This is a genomic window from Streptomyces sp. NPDC059582 (assembly GCF_042735715.1).
Taxonomy (GTDB): Bacteria; Actinomycetota; Actinomycetes; order Streptomycetales; family Streptomycetaceae; genus Streptomyces.
In genome coordinates this window covers 1-13844 of the sequence record NZ_JBHWCC010000069.1, presented here as the reverse complement: position 1 = coordinate 13844, position 13844 = coordinate 1, and the positions used below count along the sequence as shown (strand labels likewise).

17 protein-coding genes and 1 pseudogene are annotated in these 13844 nt (G+C 69.9%); 5 read left to right on the top strand and 13 right to left on the bottom strand.

Features of this window, described 5'->3' with window-relative positions; all coding sequences use genetic code 11:
• Window positions 1–20: 20 nt before the first annotated feature.
• The 9 genes and pseudogenes from ACFV0T_RS37440 to ACFV0T_RS37400 all read right to left on the bottom strand — a co-directional run bounded on the left by ACFV0T_RS37440 (window position 21) and on the right by ACFV0T_RS37400 (window position 4873).
• Window positions 21–1229: pseudogene (locus ACFV0T_RS37440) on the bottom strand (IS256 family transposase).
• 190 nt (window positions 1230–1419) lie between these two features.
• Window positions 1420–1614 (bottom strand): hypothetical protein, encoded by a 195-nt coding sequence (locus ACFV0T_RS37435; protein ID WP_385789280.1) that lies wholly within the window; start codon window positions 1612–1614, stop codon window positions 1420–1422.
• Between the two features lie 22 nt (window positions 1615–1636).
• Window positions 1637–2026, bottom strand: coding sequence for a hypothetical protein (locus ACFV0T_RS37430; protein WP_385789279.1), 390 nt, complete (start codon window positions 2024–2026; stop codon window positions 1637–1639).
• Between the two features lie 151 nt (window positions 2027–2177).
• The gene (locus tag ACFV0T_RS37425) at window positions 2178–2333 is read right to left on the bottom strand and encodes a DUF6131 family protein (RefSeq protein ID WP_385789277.1); all 156 of its coding nucleotides are present in this window, start codon (window positions 2331–2333) and stop codon (window positions 2178–2180) included.
• Between the two features lie 89 nt (window positions 2334–2422).
• Complete coding sequence (locus tag ACFV0T_RS37420; protein ID WP_385789276.1) at window positions 2423–3028, bottom strand: alkaline shock response membrane anchor protein AmaP; 606 nt, start codon at window positions 3026–3028, stop codon at window positions 2423–2425.
• 29 nt (window positions 3029–3057) lie between these two features.
• Window positions 3058–3528 (bottom strand): DUF6286 domain-containing protein, encoded by a 471-nt coding sequence (locus tag ACFV0T_RS37415; RefSeq protein WP_385789275.1) that lies wholly within the window; start codon window positions 3526–3528, stop codon window positions 3058–3060.
• Window positions 3529–3763: 235 nt separating this feature from the next.
• Window positions 3764–4156 carry an Asp23/Gls24 family envelope stress response protein gene (locus ACFV0T_RS37410; RefSeq protein ID WP_385789274.1) on the bottom strand — a complete coding sequence of 131 codons (393 nt, stop codon included), beginning with the start codon at window positions 4154–4156 and terminating at the stop codon, window positions 3764–3766.
• Window positions 4153–4320, bottom strand: a complete 168-nt coding sequence (locus ACFV0T_RS37405; protein ID WP_385789272.1) for a hypothetical protein — start codon at window positions 4318–4320, stop codon at window positions 4153–4155. The genes ACFV0T_RS37410 and ACFV0T_RS37405 overlap by 4 nt, the downstream gene beginning before the upstream one ends.
• A gap of 64 nt (window positions 4321–4384) precedes the next feature.
• Window positions 4385–4873: an Asp23/Gls24 family envelope stress response protein gene (locus ACFV0T_RS37400; protein WP_385789271.1), complete on the bottom strand. Its 489-nt coding sequence runs from the start codon at window positions 4871–4873 to the stop codon at window positions 4385–4387.
• 154 nt (window positions 4874–5027) lie between these two features.
• Here ACFV0T_RS37400 and ACFV0T_RS37395 point away from each other — a divergent pair, with 154 nt between their 5' ends.
• The 3 genes from ACFV0T_RS37395 to ACFV0T_RS37385 are packed head-to-tail and all read left to right on the top strand — an operon-like array spanning window position 5028 to window position 6648.
• Window positions 5028–5603 (top strand): RNA polymerase sigma factor, encoded by a 576-nt coding sequence (locus ACFV0T_RS37395; protein WP_385789270.1) that lies wholly within the window; start codon window positions 5028–5030, stop codon window positions 5601–5603.
• Window positions 5594–6265, top strand: coding sequence for a hypothetical protein (locus tag ACFV0T_RS37390; protein WP_385789268.1), 672 nt, complete (start codon window positions 5594–5596; stop codon window positions 6263–6265). Before ACFV0T_RS37395 ends, ACFV0T_RS37390 begins: the two co-directional genes overlap by 10 nt.
• The gene (locus ACFV0T_RS37385) at window positions 6265–6648 is read left to right on the top strand and encodes a hypothetical protein (RefSeq protein ID WP_385789266.1); all 384 of its coding nucleotides are present in this window, start codon (window positions 6265–6267) and stop codon (window positions 6646–6648) included. The genes ACFV0T_RS37390 and ACFV0T_RS37385 overlap by 1 nt, the downstream gene beginning before the upstream one ends.
• Before the next feature lie 273 nt (window positions 6649–6921).
• On the opposite strand, the gene ACFV0T_RS37380 is transcribed toward ACFV0T_RS37385, so the two are convergent.
• From ACFV0T_RS37380 to ACFV0T_RS37365, 4 genes are all read right to left on the bottom strand, one after another.
• Window positions 6922–7098 carry a hypothetical protein gene (locus ACFV0T_RS37380; protein WP_385789264.1) on the bottom strand — a complete coding sequence of 59 codons (177 nt, stop codon included), beginning with the start codon at window positions 7096–7098 and terminating at the stop codon, window positions 6922–6924.
• A 19-nt stretch (window positions 7099–7117) separates the two neighbouring features.
• Entirely contained in the window at window positions 7118–7996 is an 879-nt protein-coding gene (locus ACFV0T_RS37375) for an SDR family oxidoreductase (protein WP_385789262.1), read from the bottom strand.
• A gap of 108 nt (window positions 7997–8104) precedes the next feature.
• Window positions 8105–9409: a peptide ligase PGM1-related protein gene (locus ACFV0T_RS37370; protein WP_385789260.1), complete on the bottom strand. Its 1305-nt coding sequence runs from the start codon at window positions 9407–9409 to the stop codon at window positions 8105–8107.
• Window positions 9402–10085 carry a HemK2/MTQ2 family protein methyltransferase gene (locus ACFV0T_RS37365; protein WP_385789259.1) on the bottom strand — a complete coding sequence of 228 codons (684 nt, stop codon included), beginning with the start codon at window positions 10083–10085 and terminating at the stop codon, window positions 9402–9404. Before ACFV0T_RS37365 ends, ACFV0T_RS37370 begins: the two co-directional genes overlap by 8 nt.
• Window positions 10086–10537: 452 nt before the next feature.
• Between ACFV0T_RS37365 and ACFV0T_RS37360 the strand changes: the two genes are divergently transcribed.
• Entirely contained in the window at window positions 10538–12817 is a 2280-nt protein-coding gene (locus ACFV0T_RS37360; RefSeq protein ID WP_385789258.1) for a catalase, read from the top strand.
• Window positions 12818–13220: 403 nt separating this feature from the next.
• Complete coding sequence (locus tag ACFV0T_RS37355; protein ID WP_385789256.1) at window positions 13221–13781, top strand: hemerythrin domain-containing protein; 561 nt, start codon at window positions 13221–13223, stop codon at window positions 13779–13781.
• Window positions 13782–13844 lie beyond the last annotated feature (63 nt).

The window sequence follows — 13844 nt, the reverse complement described above, 5'->3', positions numbered from 1 at the left end:
TCAATCAGTTGAACTCAGTGTCAGGCAACAGCAGCTGCGGGCCGCTCGACCAGCTGGCCGCGTTCGAAGCGGGCGCCGGCACGGACGAGCGGGACGAGATGGGAGCCGTTGATGACCCGCCAGCGGGCCTGGGCGGATTCGACCAGCTTGAAGACCATCGCCAGTCCTACCGCGCGGCTTTCGGCGCCCTTGGTGACCTTGGTGCGGAGGCGGAAGGTGGCGAAGGTCGACTCGATGGGGTTCGTGGTGCGCAGGTGGATCCAGTGCTCGGCCGGGAAGTGGTAGAACTCCAGCAGCACGTCCTGGTCATCGGTGATCTTCCGGACCGCCTTGGGGAACTTCGCGCCGTGGAGCTTCGCGAACGTCGTGATGGCCTGCTCGGCACGCTCGCGATCTTCGGCGTTGTAGATGTCCTGCAGGGCCTTCTTCGCCGCCGATTGCGCGGACGTGGGCATGGCGTCCAGCACGTTGGCGGTCTTGTTAACCCAGCACCTTTGCTCGCGGGTGGTGGGGAAGACCTCGCGCAGGGCCTTCCAGAAGCCAAGCGCGCCGTCGCCGACCGCGAGCACCGGGGCCCGCATGCCGCGGCGCGCGCAGTCACGCAGGAGGGCGGCCCAGGCTTCGGACGATTCGCGGTAGCCGTCAGTCATGGCCACCAGCTCTTTGGTGCCGTCGGCGCGGACGCCGATCACGACCAGAACGGCGGCCTTGGCCTCTTCCAGGCGGATCCGCAGGTGGATGCCGTCGACCCAGACGTACACGTAGTCGGTGCCGGACAGATCGCGGTCCTGGAATGCGGCGTGGTCTGCTTGCCATTGGGCGGTCAGCCGGGTGACGGTCGCCGGCGACAGGCCCGCCGTGGAGCCGAGGAATTGCTCCAGCGCGGGCACGAAGTCCCCGGTGGACAGGCCGTGCAGATAGAGCAGCGGCAGCACCTCCGCGATCTTCGGAGACCTGCGGCATCAGGGCTGCAGGATCCCCGAGGAGAACCGCTTGCGCTCCCCACTGGCTGCGTCCACCCGCTTGTCGTTGACCCGCGGCGCCCGCACCGCGACCGATCCGGCCGCGGTGGTGACCTTCCTTGGCTGGTGGTAGCCGTTGCGCACCACCAGACGGCGACCGCTCTCGTCCCGCTGGTCGGCTAACTCGGCTATGTAGGAGTTGACCTCGGCCTCCAGCGCGGCGGCCAGCATCCGGCGCGCGCCCTCCCGGACAATCTCGTCCAGCAGCGATAACCCGCCACTGGTGGTGCCGTCGGCGTTGACTACGGTGAGCGCGGACGTGCCTTCCCGACCGACGCGCCGACATCGGCCTTGCTCGATGGCCTATTGATCGATCACCAGGGAAGGTACGTCCTCCCCGGCCCGATCCACAGCTTCCGAGCACTGTTCCGCCCTGACCGGCATGGACGTCTGGATATCACGCCTCTGCCGGGATGTCACTGATGGCCGAGCGGTGCTCGTTCGTGATGACACGGTGCCAGACATCTCCCTGTTCGTGCCATTCGAGCCCGGCGGCGCGCATCACGACGTTGTGCTGCGGACGTACCGAGAAGTGGCCGACGTGCCCTCGCCCGCGGCGGCGGCCCCGTTGCAGCGACCAGTCGGACGGCATGCGAAATCACTCGGCTTACGCGCTAGCCTCCACTGCGCTTACCGGGCGGGTCTTGGGGGTCCACGCCCGTGGTGGCGGAGGCGTCCTTCGTTCCGCTGGGCCGATGGGACCGGCCTTGAGGGCCGGTGTCGTGCATGCCCTTCTCCGCTGAGGTCTTACTCTGATCTTCACCGCGCCTGCTGGTGCTCTTGGTGGGCTTTCCGTGGGGGTTTCCCGCTTCTTCCTTGGAGACCGTCCGTCCTGGGCCTTTGGGAGGCGCGTACTCGTCCGCGTGGAAGGAACGGTGGGCGCTGGGGTTTTCCTGCTGGGAGGTCGTGTCTACATCCGGTGACCAGCCGTGCTGCTCAGTGCCTTCGTGACGGCTCTGAGCCTTGCCCTGCGTAGTGCGGGATGCCTTCGGCTTCTTGGTCATGGTCTGGCCTGCTGTCTTTCGAGGGATGGCGCTCGCGCGCCAGTGCTGCCTTGGGCGAAATAGTCCTCTAGTGCGATGCCGGGCCGGAGCGAAGGTATGCGGTTCGGCCTCGGGGGTGCGGAGCGACCCATCCGCTGCGCTGCAGGATCGGTCACCAATAGTGGCGTCGGCCGCCAACAGCGTGTCCCATTGCGCCGACGATCCATAGGACGGCGCCGATTACCACGAGGACGATCCCGATGGTCCACAGGATGGATATCCCGGTGAGGAAGCCGACGATGAGCAGAATAACGCCGAGGATGATCATGACCTCTCCTTCGGGGAAAGTAGGGCCGTTCGGCAGTGAACTGCGAAGAACCCCGGGAGGTATGGGCACGAGTGTGGCCAGTCGTCTCCCTATTCGGTGCGGTGCGGTTTGTGGCGTGCCACGCGCAGGCGGGCTTCGAAGGGCATGTCGGAGCCGGTGGAATGATGGACGGTGCGCAGTGGACCCTCGCAGAGGGCATCGAGGGCCGCGTTCGGCGCCCCGTGGGGGGTGAGAGTGAGGCTGACGCGGGTCCGGGGGTGGGCAGGTCGCCCGGTGATTCGTACGGCGGCCTGTTCGACCCCCGGCAGGGCGCCGGCTTCGGCGGCGATCGCGTTGCTGAGCACGTGGTCGCGCAATTCGATGCCATTCCGCGCGGTTGTGCCGGCGACGGGCAGCGCTCCGGGGTGGCGTCGGCGCAGTTGGGCGAGCAGCCACCACAGGGCGAGCAGGAGGACGAGGGTGAGCACGGCAATGACCGTCGGCCACCACCACCAGCCCTGGTTGCTCCAGCGGGCCCGGTCGGCGGAGCTGAGCAGGACGTCGTCCTGCGTGGTCAGGGGCCAACCGACGGGTGTGACCAGATCATAGTGCCGGTAGACGTCGAGCCCGGCGAAGAGGATGAGCAGGCCACCGCCGAGCAGGACGAGTCCAGCGAGAGCCAGCAGGCTGCGGTTGGCTACGAGTCGCGGCGTCATGGTGGAGGCTCCGGTCCTTAAGTTCTCGGTCAGTTGCGTCGCCGTAGAGCGACGACAATGCGGGGAGGGCTCGCGAGGGCGAGTCGTTGGCGCTCATCGTCGAGGGCGGCGGTGAGGTCCTCTTTCACGTGTCGGGGGTCGCGGAAGCGGACGTCTGCGCGGGCGCTGACGTGGTGGCGGCGCACCGTGATGCGCGCCTTGCTGACCCCGGGTACCCGCATGGCGGCATCTCGCAACAGGCCGGCGGCGCCGTCGCGGTCCAGGAAGGCGCGCAGTCGGGGCGCCGGTGACCGCAGGGGCAGCCAGCGGCGCAGGCCGGGGGTGAGGGCCAGGACGATCAGCCAGACGCCGGCGACGGCTGTCACGGCCGCACCGGTGAGCATCCAGATGTCATTCACGGGGCGGGTGGCCAGTTCGGCGGTCAGGTGCCGTCGCCAGGCTGCCGCAGGGCGGCCCGCCCGTACGGCGACCACGTCGAACAGCGTTACGGCCGCCGCCACGAGAATCACCATAGCGACCAGCGCGGAGGGGAGGCGGCGGGCCGACCACGGTCGGTGGGCCCGATACCCCTTGTCATGCTCGCCGGCCCTCGACTCCGGTGAAGGGGGCGGGTCCCCCTCGGACGGCGGCACAGTGGCGTGACGCGCGGGGCCGCGGGTCGGGAGGTCCAGGTCGGGTCTCATCGCGGTTCTCCTTCCTGCGCGGTGCGTGTGGCGGCCCGGGCCGCGCGGCGGCTCATTGGACCCGTGCCCGGTTCGCGCAGAAGGCGGTCACCAGCCGCCGGACGGTGAGGGTGACCTCCCCGACGTCGAAGCCGGTCAGCTGAGCCACCTGCTCGGCGACGTCGTGCTGGATCCCCTCGCAGACGCGGGGGATGTCGATGGGGTAGGGCAGGTCCATCTCCAGGTGCAGGCGGGCCGATCCAGTAGCGACGGCGGCGGAGGCGCTGGGTGCTGCCGGTTCGCCCAGGTCGGACGGTATGGGGGCGCGCCATGACTGGGCCGTGTGTGCGGCATGGGCCGCGATACGGGCGACCGCCCTGTCCCGGATGACGGTGGCGCCCCGATCGGCCGGCGGTGGCAGGCCTGACTGTTCCCCCAGGGGTGGGGAACCGGGCCGGGTATTCACCGCTGCCTCCGCGCGTGCAGGTCGAGGTCACCCTGTATGACGAGGCCGACGACCAGCCCCACCGCGCCCAGGACCAGGACCAGGAGAAATGCCCAGAACCCGCCGAAGTAGGCGGCGAAGCCCAGGGCCATCCCGGCCGCGAGGCCCGTGGTTGCTGTGTTCATCGTTGACTCACCCCTCTCACGTCTCACGAGCGTCGTCGTCCGTGTCGCCGAGGGACGCGGTGGATCACCTCACGCGGCCCTCGTCCCGTCCGGGCTGCTCCTCCTCGTCGTCGTCGGGGAGGTGGACGTCGTCGACGGTGATGTTCACCTCGACGACCTCCAGCCCCGTCATTCGCTCCACTGCGCTGATCACGTTGGCACGTACGTCGCCGGCGGCGTCGACGATGGAGACGCCGTACTCGATGACGACGTCCAGGTCCACGGCCGCCTGGCGTTCGCCGACCTCGACCTTCACTCCTTGGGTGACGTTTTCGCCCGCGCCGGGAACGCGCTCACGCATGGCGCCGAAGGCACGGGCCATCCCCGCTCCCAGGCTGTGGATGCCCGATATTTCGCGGGCGGCCGTGCCCGCGATCTTGGCCACCACGCCGTCCGCGATGGTGGTCTTCCCCCGTGTCTCGGCCGGAGCGGTGGCCCCGGTACGGCTCTTGAGCGCGCTCACGCCGGAGCCGGGTCCGTTGCTCCCGCCGACGCTGGTGATGTTGTCCGTCATGGCAGTCGCCTCGATCGGTTGGAGAGGCACCTGCGTGGTGCCCGTCGAACGTTGGACACCCGCGGCGGCATACTCCTCACACACATCAGGTGTGACGTGCATCACGCCTTCGAGTCGGGGTACGCGCACATTCCGAGCCTTGCGCGGGAACATCATGATCGAACGAACTGCTTCAGCATGGCCGGGATGCGACCTGCCGGACGGGCTGCTGGCCGTACGGGCGGCAGAGGGAGACGAAGACTCCTTTGCCGTTCTCGTCCAGCGGCACAGCCGGCCCCTCCTGGCCCTGGCCCGTTGCATGCTCGGTAACCCCCAGGACGCCGAAGAAGCCGTTCAGGACGCCTTCGTCAGCGCCTGGCGGCGCCTGCCCGAATACCGCCACGACGCCGAGTTCCGGACCTGGATGTACCGGATCACCGTCAACCGCTGCTTGACCATGCGCCGACGCCGATCCCCGGCCCTCTCCCTGGACACCGTCGGCGAACCCGCTATGGGCGACGCATCGAGCCAGCCCGCCCGGGCCGCCGAGCAGGACGCGGCCACCGCCGCGCTGTCCCGCGCGCTCGCCGAACTGGACGCGGGACAGCGAATCTGCTGGATCCTGCGGGAACTGCAGGGCCTGCCCTACAAGGAGATCGCCCACGTGACACGGACCAGCGAGCAGACGGTGCGCGGCAGACTGTTCAGGGCACGCCGATCCCTGCAGGAGGCGATGGGCCCATGGCGATGAACAACGCGCACACGCGGCCTTCCGCACCGCCCGGAGCAAACAGGCCCCGTACCGGCCCGGCCGCCGGGGCGCGGCCGTTCGCTGACGATGAGGTGCTGCCCTGCGGCCGCCTACTGAGCCAGGTCTGGGAGCAGGCGCAGGACGACGGTCGGGCCGTGGAGCCGCACACAATGTCCTGCCCCCACTGTCGCGAAGCCGTCGAGGGGCTCGCGACAGTAAACGCAGCCGCCCAGGCGCTGCGTGCCGAGGACCCTCCCGGCCTGCGCGCGCTCACCGACCGCGTCATGGACGCCGTCAGGGCAGAGGCCCGGCTCGGGCGGCTGCTGCCCCTGGCCGACCCGGACCGGGACCTGCGGATCGCCGAAACCGCCGCCGCGCAGGTACTGCGGCAGGCGGCAGACTCAGTTCCCGGCGCGAGGGCCGCAGCTTGCAAGCTCGCACCCGAAGGCCAGAGCACGGGCGTGCGGGTGACCATGACCCTGGCCGTGGCCCTTGACCGCCCCCTGCCCGATCTGGCCGACCAAGTGCGCCGAACGGTCCTCCACTCGGCCGGACAGGAATTGGGGCTCACGGTGACGGCCGTCGACATCACCGTGGTCGACGTGCTGGAGACAGTGTCGCAACGCCTCGTCCCCGGCCTCCCAACCGGTGGTGGCACGTGATGACCACTGTCCGCACGACCACCGTGCTCAGCGTCGCGGCCGAGGCGGCCCTCACCGTGCCAGGCGTGGCGGGCCTGCAGCCGCGCCTCGCCCACCGTCTCGCGGCGGCGGTCACACCCACCGGAGCGGACACCACTCCACACCGCACGCCGCCCGAGGCAGGCGTCCGCGCCGACCGGGCGCCCGACGGCTCGGGATGGCGCATCGAGGTGCGCTGCGTCCTGGCCGAAGGCCCGCGGACGCTGGACACCGCCAGGAACGTCCACGACCGGGTGGAGGCCGCCGTCATCTCCCACCTCGCCGCTCTTGACGCCGCGGAGAGAGTGACCGTCGCGGTCACGGTGACTCGTATCGCGGGCCGGCGAGGCCGCCCTGCCGAATAGCCGCGGTGGCTCTTCGCCGCCGTGGCCACCGACGGCGGTGTGCGGTGGCCCGGGCGGTCGCGTTCGGCGACGCCTCGCTGACCGGCGTGGGGGCCATGGCCTCGGCCCGGCGGACCCTCGACAGGGCAGCACCTTGGGCCGTCACCGTGAGTAACCCACCCTCGCTCGGCCTCGCAAATCAAACGCGCGATCTTCGTTCGGCGGCAGTAGCCGGCAGCGGAGGGGCCCCTCGAGGGAGCCGTCCGCGCACTACGACGACCTGCGCACGCTCGCCTACCAGTTGACGGACGGGGCCGTATTGCAGCGTGGCGGCTCACCGGCCGGGCCGTATTGCAGCGCGGCCGGCTCACCGGCCTGGTCCTGTAGGGCGAGGACCTGGCTGGTGCCGGCCATGTCGCCCGGCAGATCAGCCTTGACGGCGCCCGCGAAGCGGCCTGGTCGCGGAGGCACCGTGGAGGATGGTGTGTTGTCACCGCTCCTGGCGGGCGGTGTCGTCGGCTCGGCCGCCGGCACCGAGCGAGCCGGTGGGCGAGAAGGTCTGCTCGGCCTGCAGGCGCGGCAGGAGGCGGCGGGAGCGGCGCAGGACCAGGGGCGGGAGTGCGGCACGGAAGACGTGGGCGACACGGAGCCAGGCGGGGGCGTAGACGGCCGTGCGCCGGCGTTCCACGGCTTGTACGAGCCACTGTGCGACGACGTCTGCGGGGTACATGCGCCGGGCGGGGAGGGGCATGTGAGCGCGTAGCTCGCGCAGGACGGCGTGCTGGTCGGCGTCGCGGACCATATCGGTGTCGGTCCAGTTCACGTAGGCGACGCCGACCGCCACGCCGTGCGGGGCCACCTCCGCGCGCAGGGCGTGGGCGAAGGCCTCGGCGCCGGCTTTCGAGGCGCAGTAGGCACTCATCATCGGGGCGGCTCCGAAGGCTGCGAGGGAAGCGACCTGGAGGTAGTAGCCGGCTGTCTGGATCAGATCCGGCAGAAAGGTGTGCGCGGTCAGGGCGCTGCCGGTGAGGTTCACGTCGATGACCCGCTGCCAGGAGGCCATGTCGGTGGCGGTGAATGGGCCGCCCTGGGCGATGCCGGCGTTCGCGACGACGGCGGACGGCGGGCCGAGCTGCCGACGGATCTGCGCGGCCGCTTCTTCAAGGGCTGACTCGTCGGTGACATCCGCCTCGATGGCCAGGGCCCGGGTGGGCAGGTCCGTGGCCACCGCCTCCAGCTGCGTCTTTTCGTGACCGATCAGCGCCAGGCGCGCGCCGCGCCGGGCGAGTTCGCGCGCCAGGGCCGCTCCCAGGCCGCGCGCGGCGCCTGTCACCACGATGGTGCGCTCTGCGAGAGGACTGTCGCCCATGAGCTGCTCCATTCGCCTACCGGGGGTGTCAGTGGACGGTCAATGGGTTCGGCCCCGATGCGGTGTACAGCGGGGGGCGCCGCTACCGGCACGACCCCTTGCCTGAAATCAGAGGACAGCCGGTTTCAGGGTCGCGGCCAGTCGGCCTTCCAGCGAGGCGAGCCGTGAGTGGTCCGCGGCGATGGCCACATACCGCCAGCCGCTGCCGTTCACCGGGCGGTCGGTATAGAGGAGCACGCCTTCACCGTCTGCGGGCCGGAAGTCGAGGCATGAGCCGGTCAGGCGCGCCAGCACCGAGTCGAAGGACGGCAGCGAAGCGCCGGCTACCCCGGTGGACCATACCGGCCGGCCGCCGTGGACCAGTCGGGTGACCAGGGCGTGGGCCGTGGTGGTCGCGGTGCGCCGTACGTTGCACTCCAGCGCGTGCAGGGTCCCGTCCTGCGCACGCACCGCGTCCAGGCTGTAGGGCCCTCGGTAGCCTTCGGCGCCGAGATGGCGCCCCAGCACCCGGGTCCAGTCGGCCAGCTCCGCGCGTGTCAGGTCGGACAGGTCGTCCAGCGGTGAGCGGTAGCCGACGAAGGAGCCGCCACTCATCCGCATCTCGCCGTCGTACAGCACGTCGGCCCCGCCGGCGGTGACGTAGCCTTGCGCGCTGACCGCAGTGGTGTGCCCCACGTATTGTTCGACAACCCAATGCGTGTCCACCGACGGCATCGGCTGCGACGTCCGATCGTCGCGTGTCACGAAGTACAGGCCGTGGCCGCCTGCTGACCGGTCGGGTTTGACCACCACCCGCTCATGTACGGACAGGACTTCGTCGGTGACCCGGAAGAGTTCCGCGCCGGTGCACACACGGCCGTACGGCAGCCGGATGCCCAGCTCATGGGCGACCGCACGGAAGCCGGACTTCGTGTTCAGGCGTGCCACAGCCTTCACGGTTGCGGGCGGCGGTGGGCTCGTCTCGTAGGGGACGACGGGCACGCCGAGTTCTCCGGCCAGGGCAACGGACGCCGCGTCCAGGGCAGTCGGGAGCAGACACGCACCCGGACGCTCGCGAACGAGAGCACGCAACGGCTCCAGCAACCCGTGAGCGGCAAGAGCTTGGGCCGTCGGCAGCAAGGGGGCATCCGGCACGGTCACCACGGTGACGGAACCGTCGGGTATCCCCAGCCGCTCGAAGGCGTAACGGCGGAAAGCGTCGCTGAGGGGGGCCGGGGTGATCAGTACATCACCGGGCCGGGTGAGCCACAGCTTGCGCGCCGCCTGCTCCGACCACCCGCGCAGTACCGACCTCTCGCTGAGGTCCACGGCCAGCGGGGACACAAAATTGGCGAGGATCACGAGCGGCGCCCGTTCCCCGTGTTCAGCGGCGGTATGAGACCGGTCGCCGGCACGCCACGAATGCTCAGACATGGCGGGCACGGACGACCACCAGTTCCTCACGGTTCTCATCGCCCTTGACCAGGCCTTCTTCGACAAGCCACCGCCGCCGTGAGCGCAGCACCGGGCCGTAGGGCACGGTGATCCGGTCAGTGACCGAGGCGTGCAGTCCCGCCTGCGCCAACCGGTCCAGCGTTGCCCGAGGGCCGCACAGACCGGAGTGCACGAGAAGCAACACGCCACCAGGGCGAAGTGCGGCCGGAGCCGCCGCACAGATGCGATCGACAAAAGCCCTTCCGTCCCGGCCCGCGTCCCATGCCCGGGCCCGGCCACGCCGTGGCAGCCGGCTGTCGGGCGAGGGTACGTACGGCGGGTTACTGACGATGAGGTCGTAGGAGCGGCCCGGCACTGCGGCCACGAGGTCACCATGGCGAAAACGGATCCGCTGGCCTGCCAGCCGGGCATTGACCCACCCGGTGACAAGAGCGCGCCGCGAGATGTCGACTGCCGTCACGCGCGCTCCCAGCCGCGATGCCAGGATGGCGAGGGCTCCGCTGCCTGTCCCCAGGTCCAGCACCGTCGTCGCAGGCCCGATGTGTTCCCGGCGCAGGGCGCGCGTCAGCAGTCCCGTGTCCCATTGCGGTGCATAGACGCCTGACGGCGCGAAGGTCACTACCGGTGGCTCAGGCGCCCACGTCTCCGCCGCCATCGCACCACTTCCGTTCGCCAGGGCGACACCCGCGACGGGCGCCGTTTCACGATGATCAGCTCCGGATCCATGCCGATCTCCAGCGCCTCCCTGGGTGCCCAGACCCCGCAGATCCACACGCGCCCCAGCGCCCCGGCTCTCCACGCCACCGTGTGGCCTTCCGCAGGCCGGGACCGGCGAAGACCCGGTCTCGGACGGCGGGTGGTTTCTGCGCCGGACCATCCGACAGGGGACCAACTGGATTCCGCGACCGCTAGGGCCCCAGGTCAGCCTCGGACATGCCGCGCGGGAGCGCGATGTTGCCGCCGATGCGGCGCCTGGTCGTCGCGACCGGAGACGGCCGGATGGGCTGTGCTTCGTTGGACGGATCTCTCTCATGTGCCCGTTATGCCGGTGCCCGCAGTGGTCATGGCTCGTGATGACGGTAGTCCCGTCCCGAGCACGGAGGAACGATGCCGAAACCCCATCCGCTCAAAGCCGCCGCCGAGAAGCTGACCGAGGTCCTGGGTGACCACGGTCCCGCCGAAGGCGTCCCCGGAGCGCCTTCGCTGGAGCCGGTGACGGTCGAGGAGCCGGTCGAGCCACGCGAGCCGCTCCTGCCCAAGCCCGACCAGGGCACCCCCGAGACCGTCAGCCCCACCGGCCAGCCGACCGGTGCGGAGCCCACCCGCAAGGCGCAGAGCGGCGCCTATCTGACCACTGCTCAGGGCACTCGGCTGTACGACACCGATCACTCCCTCAAGGTGGGTGCACGCGGACCGGTGCTGCTGCAGGACCACCACCTGCGCGAGAAGATCATGCACTTCGACCACGAGCGCATCCCCGAGCGCGTGGTCCACGCCCGCGGCGCCGGCGCCCACGGGATCTTCCAGGCCTACGGCACCGCCGAGAACGTCACGCGCGCGGCGTTCTTGCGCAAGGACACCGAGACCCCCGTCTTCGTTCGCTTCTCCACGGTGCTCGGCTCACGCGGATCCGCCGACACGGTGCGCGACACCCGCGGGTTCGCCACCAAGTTCTACACCGAGGAGGGTGTCTTCGACCTCGTCGGCAACAACATCCCGGTCTTCTTCATCCAGGACGCCATCAAGTTCCCCGACGTCATCCACGCCGGCAAGCCGCACCCGGACCGGGAGATCCCGCAGGCACAGAGCGCCCACGACACCTTCTGGGACTTCGTCTCGCTGCACACCGAGGCCCAGCACCACACTCTGTGGAACATGTCCGACCGGGGAATTCCGCGGTCGTTCAGGACGATGGAGGGCTTCGGCGTCCACACCTTCCGCCTCGTCGACGCCCAAGGCGACACGACGCTGGTGAAGTTCCACTGGAAGCCGAAGCTCGGGGTGCACTCCCTGGTGTGGGAGGAGGCTCAGATCACCAGCGGCGTCGACCCCGACTTCCACCGCCGCGACCTCGCCGACGCGATCGAAACCGGCGCCTACCCGCAGTGGGAGCTGGGCATCCAGGTCTTCCCGGACACCCCGGAGCAGACCTTCGAGGGCATCGACCTGCTCGACTCGACGAAGATCGTCCCCGAGGAACTGGCCCCGGTCCAGCCGATCGGCCTGTTGACCCTCGACCGTAACCCGAGCAGCTTCTTCGCCGAGACGGAGCAGGTCGCTTTCCACGTCGGCCACCTGGTCCCTGGCATCGACGTCACCGACGACCCGCTGCTGGCCGGCCGGCTCTTCTCCTACCTGGACACCCAGATCACGCGCCTGGCCGGTCCCAATTTCAACCAGATCCCGATCAACCGGCCGCACGCGCCCGTCAACGACATGCTGCGCGACGGGTTCCACCAGCAGGCCGTGCACACCGGGGTGGCGCCGTACAAGCCGAACTCGCTGGACGGCGGCTGCCCGTTCTTCGCCGGAGCGGACACCGGTGCCTACATCGAGACACCCGTCGAGGTGCCCGCCGGCCGCAAGGTCCGTGACGCCCCTGCCAGCTACGCCGACCACTTCAGCCAGCCCCGGCTGTTCTGGCTGAGCATGACCGCGGTGGAACGCGAGCACATCATCGCCGCCTACACCTTCGAGCTCGGCAAATGCTGGAGCAACGCCATCAAGGAACGGCAGCTGCGCGCGCTCGCCAATATCGACTCCGAACTGTGCGCCCGGGTCGCCGAGGGCCTCGGACTGCCCGCCCCGCAGGCCACCGAACCGGCTGCCGACGTGCAGCCGAGCCCGGCCCTGTCCCAGATCGGCCAGGAATGGCCTGCCGACGGCCGGACCGTCGGCATCGTCACCGACGGCTTGGCCGATGCCGACGGCGTGCGTGCCCTGCGCCAGGCCGTACTGGAGGCGGGCATGGTCCCGCTGGTCATCGCACCGGCCGGCGGGAAGCTCGGCACAGGCGACGACGCGATCACCGTCCAGCGAACCTTCGCCACCGCCCGCTCGGTGGAATTCGACGTCCTCGTCATCGCCGGAGCACCGACACCTGTTCCGGGTGGCGACGCCTACGGCGCACGGGACGCCAAAGCCGGCGCACCCGGTCAAGGCCAGACGGCGCTCGACCCCCGCCTGCTGCTCCTCATCTCCGAAGCCTTCCGGCACGCCAAGGCCATCGGCGGCTGGGCGGGCGCCGAAGCCGTCCTGGAAGCGGCCGGGCTACCCGTCAACGCTCCTGGAGTCGTGTTCGCAGACAGCGGCCAAGCGGTGCTGGACGAAATGACCCCGCTGCTGGCCCGACACCGGGTCTGGGACCGCTTCCCCACCGCCGTCTGACCGCACCACCGCCTCGGGCCCGTCGTCGCGCCGGACGGCGGGGCGATGGGCCGTCATGCTCGACTTCAACGTCGCATGCCGCTTGCCGAATGCCTCGCACCGCGCGAAACGACGACGAGCTCTCCAGGCATGTGTGCTCACCGGTGCAGGCAGAGAGCTGCCATCGAGCGGCAACCACTTCCTTCGCGTTCCGGGGCGGGTGACCGGACATCGCTCACCTCTTCCCGGTGGTCCGCGGCGCAGCACCGCCACTGGCCCGGTCACTCGGACAACGAGGTCACGGGAGTGCGTCCGATCGGATGAGGAACATGAGCAGCACCCACACGGTCCGACTCGAGAGGGAATCACTTTCTGCCGGGCCGAGAACTCGGCTCTGACGTGATCAGCGAGAGGTGGATGTGCGATGGGGCATGGCGGAAATGTGGTCGAGGAACTGATGGCCGACCACCGAGAGGTCGACGAGATGTTCGGCCAGATCCAGGCGATGACCGGTGGGGGACAGGAACTGCGTGATCTCGTGGACGAGGTCACCATCGAGCTCGTGCGCCACTCGGTCGCCGAGGAGCAGTATCTGTACCCGGCGGTGCGCGAGCACATCGAGGGCGGCGACCGGATCGCGGACAAGGAGATCGCGGATCACGGACGCGTCGAAAAGATCCTGAAGCAGCTCGAGAAGACGGACACGGACGACCTTGCGGGCAACCCGCTGCTGCCGCAGCTCATGGACGAGGTGATGGCCCACGTGCGGGACGAGGAGGACAACCTCTTCCCGATGCTGCGCCAGGCCTGTTCCTCCGACATGCTCGAGGAGCTCGGCGACAAGGTCCGCCGGGCCAAGGCCATGGCCCCCACCCGCCCGCACCCCTCCGCCCCCGACACGCCCCCGGCGAACAAGCTCCTCGCTCCGGGCATCGGTCTGGTGGACCGTGCCCGGGATTTCGTCACCGGCCGCGGCAAGTCCTGACCCACCGGGCAAACGTCCGCGCGGACAGCACGCTCTGCACTCCGGGCCCGGACCGCGTACAGC

What these genes read in the sequence shown, in the direction of transcription:
- ACFV0T_RS37435 (WP_385789280.1), bottom strand. Translation starts at nt 1,614, where the DNA reads ATGCCGTCCGACTGGTCGCTGCAACGGGGCCGCCGCCGCGGGCGAGGG.
- ACFV0T_RS37430 (WP_385789279.1), bottom strand. Translation starts at nt 2,026, where the DNA reads ATGACCAAGAAGCCGAAGGCATCCCGCACTACGCAGGGCAAGGCTCAG.
- ACFV0T_RS37425 (WP_385789277.1), bottom strand. Translation starts at nt 2,333, where the DNA reads ATGATCATCCTCGGCGTTATTCTGCTCATCGTCGGCTTCCTCACCGGG.
- ACFV0T_RS37420 (WP_385789276.1), bottom strand. Translation starts at nt 3,028, where the DNA reads ATGACGCCGCGACTCGTAGCCAACCGCAGCCTGCTGGCTCTCGCTGGA.
- ACFV0T_RS37405 (WP_385789272.1), bottom strand. Translation starts at nt 4,320, where the DNA reads ATGAACACAGCAACCACGGGCCTCGCGGCCGGGATGGCCCTGGGCTTC.
- ACFV0T_RS37400 (WP_385789271.1), bottom strand. Translation starts at nt 4,873, where the DNA reads ATGACGGACAACATCACCAGCGTCGGCGGGAGCAACGGACCCGGCTCC.
- ACFV0T_RS37395 (WP_385789270.1), top strand. Translation starts at nt 5,028, where the DNA reads ATGATCGAACGAACTGCTTCAGCATGGCCGGGATGCGACCTGCCGGAC.
- ACFV0T_RS37390 (WP_385789268.1), top strand. Translation starts at nt 5,594, where the DNA reads ATGGCGATGAACAACGCGCACACGCGGCCTTCCGCACCGCCCGGAGCA.
- ACFV0T_RS37385 (WP_385789266.1), top strand. Translation starts at nt 6,265, where the DNA reads ATGACCACTGTCCGCACGACCACCGTGCTCAGCGTCGCGGCCGAGGCG.
- ACFV0T_RS37375 (WP_385789262.1), bottom strand. Translation starts at nt 7,996, where the DNA reads ATGGGCGACAGTCCTCTCGCAGAGCGCACCATCGTGGTGACAGGCGCC.
- ACFV0T_RS37370 (WP_385789260.1), bottom strand. Translation starts at nt 9,409, where the DNA reads ATGTCTGAGCATTCGTGGCGTGCCGGCGACCGGTCTCATACCGCCGCT.
- ACFV0T_RS37365 (WP_385789259.1), bottom strand. Translation starts at nt 10,085, where the DNA reads ATGGCGGCGGAGACGTGGGCGCCTGAGCCACCGGTAGTGACCTTCGCG.
- ACFV0T_RS37360 (WP_385789258.1), top strand. Translation starts at nt 10,538, where the DNA reads ATGCCGAAACCCCATCCGCTCAAAGCCGCCGCCGAGAAGCTGACCGAG.
- ACFV0T_RS37355 (WP_385789256.1), top strand. Translation starts at nt 13,221, where the DNA reads ATGGGGCATGGCGGAAATGTGGTCGAGGAACTGATGGCCGACCACCGA.